The sequence below is a fragment of the Polaromonas sp. P3_B4 genome (assembly GCF_056402835.1).
Genome location: NZ_JBFUGQ010000001.1, coordinates 3,146,892 through 3,160,066 on the forward strand (window position 1 = coordinate 3,146,892; position 13,175 = coordinate 3,160,066).

13 protein-coding genes are annotated in these 13,175 nt (G+C 62.7%); 4 read left to right on the forward strand and 9 right to left on the reverse strand.

The features are described 5' to 3' along the window. Positions 1–32: 32 nt before the first annotated feature. The gene (locus tag AC1DVV_RS14905; RefSeq protein WP_477666513.1) at positions 33–479 is read right to left on the reverse strand and encodes a type II 3-dehydroquinate dehydratase; all 447 of its coding nucleotides are present in this window, start codon (positions 477–479) and stop codon (positions 33–35) included. 95 nt (positions 480–574) lie between these two features. Between AC1DVV_RS14905 and AC1DVV_RS14910 the strand changes: the two genes are divergently transcribed. Together AC1DVV_RS14910 and AC1DVV_RS14915 are read left to right on the forward strand one after the other, a co-directional pair. Continuing rightward, entirely contained in the window at positions 575–1,369 is a 795-nt protein-coding gene (locus tag AC1DVV_RS14910) for an IclR family transcriptional regulator (RefSeq protein WP_477666512.1), read from the forward strand. Between the two features lie 27 nt (positions 1,370–1,396). Continuing rightward, positions 1,397–1,750: a hypothetical protein gene (locus AC1DVV_RS14915; protein ID WP_457281286.1), complete on the forward strand. Its 354-nt coding sequence runs from the start codon at positions 1,397–1,399 to the stop codon at positions 1,748–1,750. A gap of 18 nt (positions 1,751–1,768) precedes the next feature. On the opposite strand, the gene AC1DVV_RS14920 is transcribed toward AC1DVV_RS14915, so the two are convergent. Then, positions 1,769–1,963: a hypothetical protein gene (locus AC1DVV_RS14920; RefSeq protein ID WP_457281287.1), complete on the reverse strand. Its 195-nt coding sequence runs from the start codon at positions 1,961–1,963 to the stop codon at positions 1,769–1,771. On the opposite strand from AC1DVV_RS14920, the gene AC1DVV_RS14925 reads away from it, so the two are divergent. Next, on the forward strand, positions 1,947–2,096 hold the full coding sequence (locus AC1DVV_RS14925; protein ID WP_457281664.1) for a hypothetical protein: 150 nt from the start codon (positions 1,947–1,949) through the stop codon (positions 2,094–2,096). The genes AC1DVV_RS14920 and AC1DVV_RS14925 overlap by 17 nt on opposite strands. 38 nt (positions 2,097–2,134) lie before the next feature. Here AC1DVV_RS14925 and AC1DVV_RS14930 read toward each other — a convergent pair whose 3' ends face one another. From AC1DVV_RS14930 to AC1DVV_RS14940, 3 genes are all read right to left on the reverse strand, one after another. Continuing rightward, a complete protein-coding gene (locus AC1DVV_RS14930; RefSeq protein ID WP_457281288.1) occupies positions 2,135–3,283 on the reverse strand; it encodes an ABC transporter substrate-binding protein in 1,149 nt (382 codons plus the stop codon). A gap of 194 nt (positions 3,284–3,477) precedes the next feature. After that, complete coding sequence (locus AC1DVV_RS14935) at positions 3,478–4,878, reverse strand: MmgE/PrpD family protein (protein ID WP_457281289.1); 1,401 nt, start codon at positions 4,876–4,878, stop codon at positions 3,478–3,480. 110 nt (positions 4,879–4,988) lie between these two features. Then, on the reverse strand, positions 4,989–5,963 hold the full coding sequence (locus AC1DVV_RS14940) for a Bug family tripartite tricarboxylate transporter substrate binding protein (RefSeq protein ID WP_457281290.1): 975 nt from the start codon (positions 5,961–5,963) through the stop codon (positions 4,989–4,991). Between the two features lie 176 nt (positions 5,964–6,139). On the opposite strand from AC1DVV_RS14940, the gene AC1DVV_RS14945 reads away from it, so the two are divergent. Beyond that, positions 6,140–7,045 carry a LysR substrate-binding domain-containing protein gene (locus AC1DVV_RS14945; RefSeq protein ID WP_457281291.1) on the forward strand — a complete coding sequence of 302 codons (906 nt, stop codon included), beginning with the start codon at positions 6,140–6,142 and terminating at the stop codon, positions 7,043–7,045. A gap of 556 nt (positions 7,046–7,601) precedes the next feature. Here AC1DVV_RS14945 and AC1DVV_RS14950 read toward each other — a convergent pair. From AC1DVV_RS14950 to AC1DVV_RS14965, 4 genes are read right to left on the reverse strand one after another with little or no spacing between them, the layout of a single operon-like run. Then, positions 7,602–10,016 carry a glycoside hydrolase family 31 protein gene (locus AC1DVV_RS14950; protein ID WP_457281292.1) on the reverse strand — a complete coding sequence of 805 codons (2,415 nt, stop codon included), beginning with the start codon at positions 10,014–10,016 and terminating at the stop codon, positions 7,602–7,604. Positions 10,017–10,049: 33 nt separating this feature from the next. After that, entirely contained in the window at positions 10,050–11,051 is a 1,002-nt protein-coding gene (locus AC1DVV_RS14955) for an ABC transporter ATP-binding protein (RefSeq protein WP_457281293.1), read from the reverse strand. Between the two features lie 14 nt (positions 11,052–11,065). Further along, on the reverse strand, positions 11,066–12,121 hold the full coding sequence (locus tag AC1DVV_RS14960; protein WP_457281294.1) for a carbohydrate ABC transporter permease: 1,056 nt from the start codon (positions 12,119–12,121) through the stop codon (positions 11,066–11,068). A 9-nt stretch (positions 12,122–12,130) separates the two neighbouring features. Continuing rightward, entirely contained in the window at positions 12,131–13,120 is a 990-nt protein-coding gene (locus AC1DVV_RS14965; protein WP_457281295.1) for a carbohydrate ABC transporter permease, read from the reverse strand. Between the last annotated feature and the right edge of the window lie 55 nt (positions 13,121–13,175).

A 13,175-nucleotide genomic window follows, 5' to 3' on the forward strand; every position in this document is an offset into this window, starting at 1 on the left:
TTCCGGGTGGGGCAATCGGGCTCTACGTGGCTCTATGCAAAGGTCAGGCGCTGCGCGAGCGCCCGCAGCGCCAACTCGTAGCCGAACGGGCCAAAGCCGCAGATGACGCCCGTGGCCACCAGCGACACAAGCGAGTTCTGGTACAGCGCATCGCGCCGGTGGATGTTGGTGACATGCACTTCGGCAATCGGCTGGTCCAGCGTCTTGAGAGCGTCCAGCACCGGGATGGAACGGAACGACAGCCCGGCCGGGTTAATGACAAGGGCGGCGGCCTTCTCGCGGGCTTCCTGCACCCAGTCGACCATCATGCCCTCATGGTTGGTCTGGCGGAACTCGCACGTAAAACCCAGCTCGTCCGCGACACGGCGGCATAGTTGTTCTACCTGCGCCAGCGTCGTGGAGCCGTAGAGATGCGGCTCACGCACGCCTAGCAGGTTGAGGTTGGGCCCGTTCAGGACGTAAATCACTTTCGATTGCATGGGATTCCTCACGGAGACCTTTCATGGACGCGAACCGATTCTTGCCCCGTCGTGCCACAATCTTTCCAAACTGGAAACTTTTTTCATATGACGATATGAGCAATGCCCTGGACCGCGGCTTCACCGTGCTGGAGCACCTTGCGCACTACCCGCAAGGCTCGCCGCTGTCGCTGATCGCGACGGAGCTGAACCTACCGCTGAGCGCTTGCCACCGCGTGCTGGCGGACCTGCAGCGCCTGGGCTATGTGCGCCAGGCCCGCAAGCAGGGCGAGTACGTGCTCACGACCAAAGTGGTGTCGCTGGGATTGGGCTTCCTTAGCAGCGCCGGCATCGTCAACATCGCTGAGCCGCTGCTGGAACGGCTGGCGCAAACATCAGGCGAGCTGGTGCGCCTGTCCATCGTCGACGAAGACCGCCTCACCTTTGTGGCCAAGGCGCAGGGCCAGCGGCAGTCGGGCTTGCGCTACGACCCGGACATGGGCATGGACGTGCGCCTGTCATGCACCTCGTCCGGGCATGCGTGGCTGATGACGCTGAGCGATGAGCGCGCGCTGGAACTCGTCAGCAAACAGGGCTTCGGCACACCGGCGCAATACGGGCCCAAGGCGCCCACCACCATCAAGGCGCTGCTCGGCTTCCTGCACGCGGCGCGGGTACGCGGCTACGCGATGATCGACGAAGTGTTTGCACCGGGCATGTCGGCCATGGCCGTGCCGGTGTTCCACCGCAAGGCGGCCATCGGCGTCATCAGCATCGCGGGGCCGCGCACGCGCCTCACCGGCGAGCGCACGCATGAACTGGCGCCGGCGCTGCAAGCGGCGAGCGCGGAGCTGGGGCCTATCAGCAACGCATCGACTCTGTTCGGCAAGCCGCCGCTGGGCAAGGGCTGAGCAGGCGAACATGAGCGACTCAGCCTGATGCGAAAGATCCTGATTTCCATTCTCGCCGCGCCTTTCGCCGGCGCGGCTCTGTTCGCCTTCTGGATCAAGTGCGAACACAGGCCGGCGGAGGCCATCGCAGCGACCCACGCGTACATCGAAGGGGTGGACACTGACGCCGGCTGGAAAGCCCGCCTGCGCCGCTGCGTCAAACCGACCGGGTTTACACCGTTCCAGACCAACGGCAACCGCCTTCGCCGGCTGGCCGGCAACCAAGACCCTGACCCGGTGGAGGTCAGCGTGGATTTTTTTGATTGTTCGGTTCGCTTCTACCTGCGCAAGCAGAAGTCGGGCTCCTGGCTGGTCTACAAGGCCCAGAGCCATGCGGGCTAGGACTTCGTCCTTGCCTCGCTAGAGCTTCAGGGTCAGCCGCCTCCAGGCGCCTGCCTCTTCCAGTTGGTCCTGCACCAACGTTGCACCAGTAAAATCCAGCGTTCGCCGCTCAGCCGCCGGCATCAGCAGGATGAGACTGTCTTGCACAAGCGGCTGCGCGCCCTCACGGTGAACCGCGATGTGCAGGCCTTGCGCGGTGGATTCGACGCTCAAGCGCCTGGAGCAGGCCGTGATCGAAAACCTCAATGTGTTCGAGGTGTTGATGGAGGCGGTGCGCGTCTGTTCGTTGGGGCAGATCACCAATGCGCTGCTCGAGGTGGGTGGGCAGTACCGGAGGAATATGTAAATCGCCGGGGGCTGCTATTACCCAACTGATCAATGGCACTATTGACGAATCCTGCCAGCACTGGTGACGATGGATAACTCGACGAAGCTGGAGCCAGAGTGCTGTCCCGGTTTAAAGCTGATCAAGTAACCACCCAGGTCAAAATTACTCATGCCGTCCAAGGCTAGAACGGTCCCCTCGCGGCTGGGCCTGCTGCCTTGGCGGCGTATCGCTTCAGAAATGACGCGAGCGGCAATATAGCCCTCCATCATGGCGTAGCTCACAGGCACTTCCAGGTTGGGTGTCTTGGCAGCGGTCTCAGTAAATTCCTTGACTAGCTGACTGGAGACCTTGTACGGACTTGGCGTCACTTGGGCGATAGCCACACCTTGCATCTGCTCCGGAGACAGTCGTTTCGAGAGTTGCTCGATGTCGGCGCCCGAATGCGAAAGCAGTTGAGCCGCGCCACCTGCGATACGGTACTTCTCAATGAAGCCAGCCGCAGCAGACCCGCTGGAAACCATGATGATCGCTTGCGGCTGCATGTTCATGAAAGTGTCCACGGCGTCGGTGACGTTGACCGTGTTGGCGACGTAGGAGGCGCGTCCTTCGATCGTCGCTCTGACTTTCCTAGCTGACTCCTCGGCCGCGGCGATTACCGCAGTTGAGCCCGGCCCAGCCTCATGGAAAAGCCCCAGGCGCTTAATCCCGATGGTGGCCAAATGCTCAATGAGTTTGGAAATCTCGTCGCGCAGGCCTGCCCGCACGCTATACAGGTAGGGGGTGTCCGGCTGAATCTCCGAAGTACGGTAGCCCACCAGAGCGATCTTTTCTTTTGCCAAAATTCCCGCAGACACCAAGTCTGCAACATTCTTGCCGCCAAAGTAACCGGCCAGAACCAGTGGCTTATCTTCAGCAATCATCTGCTTGGTCAACGTGACCGTGTCGTCGGGCCTCCCGCCATCATCCTTGCGCAAGAGTGTGAACTTATGACCGTTAATGCCACCGGCCTTGTTCATGGCGTTGAAATGCAATTGCATGCCGGCGGCGTAAGCGCGGCCCTGACCGGCCTCCGGCCCTGACATGGGGGCGACTTGGCCTACTATGATCTCTGCGGCGAGTACCGGACCGGCTCCCGTCACAAGGGCCCCCACGGCCAGTGCCATCAGGGCCTCGGCGAAAGCCGACGATAAACAACGGTTGTGCATGATGAGAGTTTCCTTTGTGCCGCGAATCTGACGGACTTGGATATCGATCAGTGGTCAACCTGCTGCAACACGGTCGCGGACTCTCCGTTGCCAGCGCCGCTTCGGCTGTGATCCGCGCGGGGGAACCGTCGGGTTCGGGCCCGCCTGAGCAAGCTGGATTCCATGGATCAAGGAAGGGGGCCCGACCCGCCTCCTCATGGACGGCCGAAACGCGCGCCATCATCAACCCGGGCTTCGAACTGCAGCAGAGCGAGCACTTGGCGGACCTTGACGCCTTGCGGTCGAGCCAGGTTGTCGCGAAGCGGTGCCAAACGCTCTTCCGGAAGGATGCCCATGGTGCATTGTTCGAATTTGATTTGCCGCTCCAACGGCGAAAACGGATTCAGGAATGACCCTTTGGCGTGGTGAACCACACGCTCCAGGCGTCGTCCGTCCTTCAAGGTTACGACTGTGGTGTGGGGGAGCAGCTGCGTTGCGGTTTCCACGCGTGTCGAATCCAGGCGCATTTCGACGCGTGGCATGAGGCGCCGGGTCACGTCGTCTTGCACCGCTTGCGGCGTGAAGTCGGCCAACGTGACCGTGCCATAACGGAGCATCGTTGCCACCGCGTAGGGCATGGAAAACATGGCCTCGCGGGGATCCCTCGGCTCCGGGTATTTGAGATTCACCAGGTTGACGCGCCCGACCAATGTTTCGACACGCTCCACGTCCTCCATGCCGAATCGGTGTTCCGTGGCCAGGGCTTGCAACGCGTCCAGACAGCGGTGTGTGGACGCACAGTTGGGATACAGCTTGAATCCCAGGCCGTGGCTGTCGATCGCCAGCGGGCCATCGTTGACTGCAGTCATGGACCGCCAGTCGGCCGCCAAGCCCCCAGCATAGAGTGCGCCAAACCCATGCGGGCCTTCCAGGGCTTTATCGCTGCCGGTGACGCCTGAGGCCGCAAGCGATGCGGCCAGCACACCGCCTTGAGCCGCCAGTCCGGCATGCACGGGTTTCGTGTCGGTGCCGAACTGGACCTTGGGTCCAGCTGCCATGGAAACAGCCAGGCTGAGGGCGTGTGTCATACCGCCGACGCCCAGCCCAAGCAGTCTGGCGCAAGCGGCTGCGGCAGCAATTACACCAATGGTTTGAGTACCATGCCAGCCTTTTTCGGCATGGGACCGGTCCATCGCCATCCCGACGCGGGCCATCACCTCGCTTCCGACGATCAGTGCATCCAGCACCGCATCGAGCGTGGCATCAATCTCGTGCGCTTGCGCCAGGATGGCTGGGATCACAGCGCAGCCAAAATGGCCACCGGCGACGAAAAACATCTCATCCAACTCCCGCGCATGGGCGGCCGTGCCGTTGGCCAATGCACTGAAGGCGGCACAAGTCCCGGTGTTGCTACCCACCACCGGGACCGGTCCCGCGACACGCAATCCCGCACGTACCGAGGCGCAAACCGGATCCCCAGCACCCGCCACCATGGCGACGATGGTGTCCTCCAGGGAGTGCTCCGCCGTGCGCAGGGTGGATTCACCCCATTGACTGGGGACCGTGGCAGCCCAGTGCGCGAGAACCTGGGTAGCGGGGACGGGGGAACTGAACATGCTTGTCCTTGGGGTCTGTTTTTGGTATGTGGTTGCGCCTGTCAGCGCATCCTTGTGTGAAGCGAATAGCCGAAACGCAACAGCAGGCCTACGCGAAAGGCCAGGCACATTCAGTCAAGCTTTACTCCGGCGTTGCGGATCACGTCACCCCATTTTTTCGCCTCGCTGTCAATATGTGTCTTGAAAAACTCGGGCGTTCCCCCAAGCGCGACCTGCCCCACTTGTGCGAATTCGGCTTTGGTCGCAGGTGCCTGCAGCCAGTTGTTGATCTCACGGTTCAGGCGCAGGATCACCGACCGAGGCGTGCCCGTCGGTGCCACAATGCCGCCCCAGGCCACCACCTCGAAGCCTGCAATGCCCGCCTCTTCCATGGTCGGCACGTTGGGCAGCAGCGCCGAGCGACGTTTACTGGTAACCGCGAGCGGACGCACCTTGCCCGACTGGATCGCGCCCACCATGGACGGCAGGTTGTCAAACATGAAGTCGATCTGCCCGCCGATCAGGTCGGTCTGCGCCTGCGGAGCCCCGCGGTAGGGAATGTGGCTGAAGCTGATGCCGGCTTTTTCCTTGAGGATTTCGCCGCTGAGGTGACTGGTGGTGCCGTTGCCGCCGGAACCCATGGTCAGATTGCCCGGGTGGCTCTTGGCATAGATGACCAATTCGCGAACCGAGGCGATGGGCAGGCCATGGCGGACCACCAGCACATTGGGCACCTGCGAGAGCACGGCCACCGGCGCCAGGTCTTTATCGGGGTTGTAGGGCATCTTGGAAATCAGGCTGCGGTTGATGGCCATGGTCACGATATTGCCGAAGCCCAGCGTATAGCCGTCGGGTTTGGCGGTGGCCACCGCCTGCATGGCAATGGTGCCTGCCGCGCCGGGGCGGTTCTCGACGATCACCGCTTGTTTGAGCTTGTCCTGAAGGTAGTAGGCCAGTTTTCGGCTGGTCTGGTCGGGCGTGCCGCCGGCGGCCGAGGGCACGATCAGTTTGATAGGCTGGGTGGCGGGCCAATCCGCCGCCAGGGCGGTGCCAGCCAGCGTGGCCGCCACCAGCAGCAGTACAAGGCGCGCTTGAAATTTCGACATCTGTGACTCCAACTTCTGTTCTTGAGGGGCCGCCCACTGCGGCGCCCCGAATATCTGACATGCGCGCCGGCCTGTCCAACGGAATAAACGCATACCCCCCTGCATTTATTTCATGCCCGCATAGCCTTTTTCATTGCGGGCGAACGGATGCCATGCCAATAATGGCCGTAACCGCCATGAAATATCCGACGCAGCGCCACCTGCCCTCCATCGTCAACCTCAACACCTTCGAGGTGATTGCACGGCGCCTGAGCATCACTGCCGCAGCCGATGAACTGGGTCTGACGCAAAGCGCGGTGAGCCGCCAGCTGTCGGACCTGGAGGGCTTTGTCGGCGTTGCACTGTGCCGGCGCACAACTAGCGGGATGGAGCTGACGGTTGACGGTGCCAGCTACCTGCGACGGGTGCGCACCCTGCTGGACGAGTTGGAGTCAGCGACCATCGCCGCGTCCATGGGCTCCATGCCAGGCAAGATACTGCGGCTGTCTGTGCCCACCACCTTTGGCACGCTGTGGGCCATGCCTCGGCTGTGCGCCTTCGCCATCGCGCACCGGCAAATCCAGCTGGACGTGGCCACGCATACCGGGCCCATCAGCATGCGCGACTCGGGGCTGGACGCGGCTATCGTCTACTGCGAAGGGCCGGAGCCCGGCTGCGTGGCCGACCTGCTACACCCCCTGCACTCCTTTCCTCTTGCGGCGCCCACGCTGAGCCGGCTGGCGGCGCCGCTGACGGGCACGCAAATGGCAGCGCTGCCCTTGCTGCACCAGAGCATGGTGCCCAACTCATGGCCGGCCTACCTGCGGCAGCTGGGCGCGTCTGTAGAAGTCCCGATGCCGGGCGCCCACTACGGTCTGCTGTCGCTTGCATTGACGGCAGCGGAGGCCGGACTTGGCATCGCACTGGCGCCGGACTATGTGAGCGCATCGGCGCTGCAGACCGGGCGCCTGGTCAAGCTGAATGACAAGCCCTTTATTTCGCCGCGCAGTTACTTTCTGGTGACGACGAACGAGCGCGCCAAGGCGCCCGTAATCCAATCACTGCGCCAGTGGTTGACGAGCCAGTCGCCGCCTGCCCCTTGAGGCTCCGGCGGTGGCCAGCTGAATGAGGCAGAGGCGGCGTGGTCCAGGAGACTGATCAACGCGCGAAGTTGCCGCTCCAGGCCAATCACACCAGAGACGCCGGAGAGTGCAATGGGCCAAGTCACAACTTCCGTCGAAGTCCACCTCAATGGTGAGGACCCCAGGGGCCTTCCCAAAGCGGCATCGCCGGGTTCGTACCCAGCGTGCGTTTTGCCGCGGCCCTGGTTTTGGCCGCGTTGACCGGTTTGACACTGTGGTCCGGCACACTCAGGGTTTGCGTTTGGCTGGCTGGGCTGACCGGGCGGCCGGCGGCAACGTCTGAGGCGTGTAGGCCGGTTGTGGTGAAAGCGGCCGCCAGGCCGACAGATGCAAGGGGTCGCAAGATCAGGACCAACATTTGAAGCCTCCCGTAGTGAATTGTCGTCACCGCAGGACAGCATGCAAAGGACGTGCCAGAACTCCAGCCATCGTGTTGCACCGTCACGGCTTACCGCCAAGGCTGGTGATCCGCTGCCCGGGATCGCAGCGGCCCAGGACACATTTCCCTCATATAGGGTCAAAGCTTCAGCGTCAGCCGCCTCCAGGCGCCTTCGAGCTGATCCTGCACCAGCGCCCCGCCGTCAAAGCTAAGCGGGCGTTGCTCTGTTGCCGGCAACAGCAAGACCAGGTTGTCTTGCACAGGTGGCTGTGCGCCCTCACGGAACACCGCGATGTGCAGGCCTCGCGCGGTGCAATCAACGCGCAGGCGCCACTGCCCATAAGCGCCGCTGCGCCAGGCCTGGCTATGGCCGTCGTCTTCAAAACAGCTGGCTTCGAAACTGCCATCCCCCTTGAAGGGAAATACCTGGAAGCCGCGCAGGTCTTGGACCTTTGCGAAATGGATCTCTCCGAGGTTCAGCGGTACGGCACAGCCTTCGCGTGCCAGCAATGGGGGCGGGCCATCCAGCGGCGCATCCAGCGTGATCCACTGGCCGGCTTTCACGTACCGCGCGGTGTGCGCCTCGTACCAACCGCCGGTGCCGGGCAGCCACACGCGGCGCTCGGTCTGACCGGGCTCGACCACCGAGGCCACCAGCAAATGGGCGCCCAGCAGCATGTCGTCGTTTTCTTCCAGGCAGTGCGTGTCTTCCGGGAAGTCGTGGTACGTCGGCCGGATGATGGGTTCGTAGGCGCTGTGGTAACGCCATACCAGGTCGTACAGGTAAGGCATGAGCCGGTAGCGCAGGCGGATCAGCTCGCGCACCTGGGGCGTCACCTCGGGGTACATCCAGGGTTCATTGACGGTTTTGTCGTCGTTCCACGAATGGATGCTGAAGCGCGGCAGGAAGATGCCGTGCTGCACCCAGCGCAGCAGCAACTCGGGCCCCGGCGCAGGACCGGAAAAACCGCCTATATCGTGCCCGGTGTTGGACACGCCCGACATCGCCAGGCCCAGGCCCATGCGGATGTTGTAGCGCAGCGTTTCCCAGGCCGTGTAGTTGTCGCCCGACCAGGTCTGCACATAGCGCTGCATGCCCGCGGCGCCTGAGCGCGACACCAGGTAGGGCCGCTCCGCGGGCGCGAACTCGGTCTGCGCGGCATGCGACGCCTGCATCATCAGCAAGGTCTGCAGCGGGCGCACCTCGCGCGCGGGACGGGGCGCGCCGAAGCCGTGGGCCAGCGCCTTGTCGCTCCAGATCTCGTATTCGTTGTTGTCATTCCAGGTGGCGGGGATGCCGTATTCGAGCAGCTGCTCAGTCACCTGCCTCTTCCACCAAGCGATGGTCTTGGGGTTGGTGAAGTCGAGGTACGCACCGGTGCCGTCCCAGAACTGTATGGCCGTGGGTTGGCCGTCCGGGTCTTGCACCAGCAAGCCGACCTGCCTGACCTCTTCGAAGCGCGGGTGGTTGCTGAGCAGCGCGGGCTTGATGTTGGGCACCAGGCGTACGCCGCATTCCAGGTAACTCTGCACAAACGCTGCGGGGTCGGGAAACTTCTCGCGGTTCCAGTTGAAGACGTAACGGCCCGGGCCAATGGAGGTGTAGCCCGACGACAGGTGGAACGAGTCGCAGGGAATGTCGTGCTCTTCACAGCGTTCGAGGAACTCGCCCATGCGCTCTTGCGCATTCGGTGCGTCTGTGTAGCTCATGGTCGAGCCGGAATAGCCCAGCGCGTAGCGCGGCGGGAAGATGGGCCTGCCCGTGAGCCAGGTGTAGCGGCGCGTGATGGCGGCCTGGTCGGCGCCGGCGATGTAATACAGGTCGAGGTCGCCGTGATCGGCTACGAAGTAACGGTAGTGGCCGTGGTAGTTGTCCATCTCGCGGCCCATGTCGAAGCTGCAATCGGACAAGGTGTCGTAGAACAAACCGAAACACAGGCCGGCGTCTTTTTCACCACCTTTGCGCGTGATGTAGAACGGGATGTGCTTGTACAGCGGGTCGGTGCTGCGTGCGTTGTAGCCCATGGGGTCGAGGTTGCACATGCGGTAGCGCTGGCCGGCACGGTTGGCGTCGCCGGCGCGCTCGCCCAGGCCGAAGTAGGCTTCGCCGCGTTCGCGCTGCAGGTAGTGGTAGACCTTTTCGTCCCACCATCCAAAGTTGTAGCTCTGCGTGGTGCGGTCGGAGGCTGTGGCCTGCCAGCGGCCCTGTTGCCGGCTTTCCCAGCGGCAAAAGAAGCCTTCGAGCGCGATGGTCAGGCGCACGGCGCCTGTGGTGATCTGTAGTTGCGAGCCCTCTTCCTTGAGTTCGAATGCGGGCAGCGAAAAGCCGCTCACGTCGAAGCGGTCGCGGCCTTCAACGGGCAAGTTTTCAAGTCCAGGCGCCACGGTCCAGCTGCGCGGCATCTGCAGCCGTCCTTGCGGCAGCACCAGCACACGAACGATGTCTTCTTCGAGCACCCAGATGTGGGCCGTGGCACCACTGGTGCTGTTCAGGACGAGGTGGTTGCCGCTGCGCGATTGCAGGGCGAAAGTGGGAGCTTGGTCAAGGCGCATGGTCGGCTGGTCAATGTTTCGGGTGGCGCAGGTTCAAAGACGCAAGCCGTTCTGGTCGAAGAAATGCAGGTGCTCTGCGGGTGCGGTCACCTTGACGGTGTCGCCGCGCTGGATGTTGGTCTGCCCGCTCAGGATGATTTCAAAAGGCGCATCGGGCACCACGTTGCCATGCAAGATGCTGGTGCTGCCGAGTTGCTCGACCTGCGACACCTTCATCTCCAGCGGACCGTCGTTGGTGAGCTGCGCATGCTCGGGCCGGATGCCCACCGTGCTTGTTCCAGGCTTGGCGCCAGGCATCTGAGCCACCGGCACGAAGTTCATGCGCGGGCTGCCGATGAAGCCGGCCACGAACTGGTTGCAGGGCCGGTTATACAGCTCCAGCGGCGAGCCGACCTGCTCGATGCGGCCGGCGCGCAGCACCACGATCTTGTCGGCCATGGTCATGGCCTCGACCTGGTCGTGTGTCACGTAAATCATGGTCGCGCCAAGCCGGGCATGCAGGTCGCGGATCTCGGCGCGCATCGAAACGCGCAGCTCGGCATCGAGGTTAGACAGCGGTTCGTCGAACAGGAAGAGCTTGGGTTCGCGCACGATGGAGCGGCCTATGGCTACGCGCTGACGCTGGCCGCCGGAGAGCTGGGTGGGCCTGCGCTGCAGCAGCGGCGCGAGCTGCAGCATGGTGGCGGCGGCATTGACCTTGCTCTCGATCACGGCTTTGGCCACGCCCAGGTTTTCCAGGCCGAAAGCCATGTTGTCGTAGACGCTCATGTGCGGGTAGAGCGCGTATGACTGGAACACCATCGAGCAGCCGCGGTGCGCGGCGCTCACGTCATTGACACGCTGGCCGTCGATGCGGATGTCGCCGCTGCTGGCGGGCTCCAGCCCCGAGATGATGCGTAGCAGCGTGGATTTTCCGCAGCCTGAGGGACCGACGAAGACCACAAATTCACCATCGGAAACGGTCAGGTCCACGCCATGGATGATGGTGGCTTTGTCGAAGGTTTTGACGACGTTGGCGAGTTCAAGAGTGGCCACGGGAAAGTCCTTGGTTATTTGACGCCGGCACTGGCGATGCCAGTGGCGATGTATTTCTGCAGGAAGGCAAAGACCAGGGTGATCGGAATCAAGGTGATCACGGTCATCGCCAGCAGGTAGTGCCACTGCGTGTTGAGTTCACCCTGGAAGGCATTGAGCGCGAGCTGCAAGGTGAAGTGCTCCGACTTGGACAGCACGATCAACGGCCAGAGAAAGTCGTTCCAGCGCCACATGAACGAGAAAATGGCCAGCACCGCCATCGCCGGAGCGGCCAGCGGCAGGATGATCTTCCAGTAGATGCGCCACTCGCTGGCGTTGTCCATGCGCGCGGCCTCCAGCAATTCGTCGGGAATGGTCAGCATGTACTGGCGCAGCAGGAACACGCCCGTCGGCGTGGCCACCGCGGGCAGGATCACGCCCCAGAGGTTGTTCAAGAGGTTCAGCTCCGAGATCACCAGGAAAGCCGGCACCAGGATGATGGTGGGCGGAATCATCAGCGTGGCGATGATCAGCACAAACACCGTCTTCTGCCCGGTGAACTGGTACTTGGACAGCGCGAAGGCCGCCATCGAATTGAACAGCAGCGTGAGGATGGTCGCCACCACGGTGATGAACACGCTGTTCCATAGATAGGTGCCGAAGGCGAACTTGCCGAACAGCTCGGTGTAGTTGCCGCCGGCGAATTTGAGTTCATTCACCGGTTTGCGGTCATTGATGTTCACGCGCAGTTCGGTCTGCGGCGCCGCGGGATCGACCATGGTGGCGACCAGGCCGATGCGGCGCACCTGGGCCAGTTCGCGGATATTGCCCTGTTCGTCCTTGGCACGGAACAGCGGCAGGGGTTTGTCGTATCCGGCCACCACCGCTTCCTTCTGGCTGTAGGGCAGAAAGGTCGGCGGGAACTGGCTCAGCGCGCTTTCGGTCTTGAAGGACGACATCACGAGCCACAGCACCGGGCCGAACATCACGATGAGGCCGGCCAGCAGGTAGGCATAGGAGACCCAGTCGGTCCAATGCAGGCTGGTGCCACCGTATTTGTAGCCCTTGGTGCGGGTGAGGAAATTGGCCATGGCTTTTCCTTACTTCTTGATTTTTCCGGCCTCACCGGCTTTGGACAGCCGCAGTTGCGCGAGCGTCAGGGCCATCAGGCCGGCGGCCAGGATCAGCGAGGCCGCGGCGGCCAGGCCGTAGAGGTGGATCTGTTCGGCGAAACCGGTCTGGTAGATGTATTGCACGATGAAGGTAGTGGCCGAGCCCGGGCCGCCGCCGGTGAGCACAAACACTTCGTCAAAGCTCTGCACCGCGCGGATCATCACCAACACCAGCACCACGATCAGGTTGGGCATGAGCAGGGGCAGCGTGATGCGCCTCAGCACGCGAAACGGCGGTGCAGCGTCCATCTCGGCGGCTTCGTAGACGTCTTTCGGAATGGCCTGCAGGCCGGCCAGCAGAATGAGTGTGTAAAAACCCATGTGAGCCCAGATCGACACCACCACCACCCAGAAGAATGCCCAGTGCCGGTCAAGCAGCCAGTCCATCGGCGAGCCGCCCATGGCCACCAGGCCGGCATTGAACACGCCCTGGCTTTGCAACAGCCATTTCCAGATCAGCGCCACCACCACCGGCGACAGCAGCACCGGGTAGAAGAACACACCGCGCCAGAAGCCGCGGCCTATGATCTTGCGGTTCAGCACCAGGGCCGTCACCAGCGAGAAGAACACCATCAAGGCCACCTGGATCAGGCTGAACTTCACCGTGTTGGCGATGGAACGCCAGAAGATGTCGGTGCGGCAGGTCTGCAGGTCGGTGTAGTCGCGGCATTCAAGCAGGATGGCGAAATTTTCCAGCCCCGTGAAAGGCCGCTGCATGGGCAGTAGATTTACCCCGCCGGTCACCGCATACACCAGGTTCACCACGATAGGTAAAAAGGTGAAGATGCTGATCACCACCAGGTTGGGGCCGACAAAGAGCCAGCCTATGCGCGAGGCGCCCAGCCATTTCTGGCCCAGCCGGAAGACCGGCTCGAACAGGTTGAACAAAAAGCCCAGGAAGGCCGAAAAAACCGACATACCGACTCCGATCTACTGTGCCCAACATGACGCCCTCTGCGCCGTCTTATGCCAG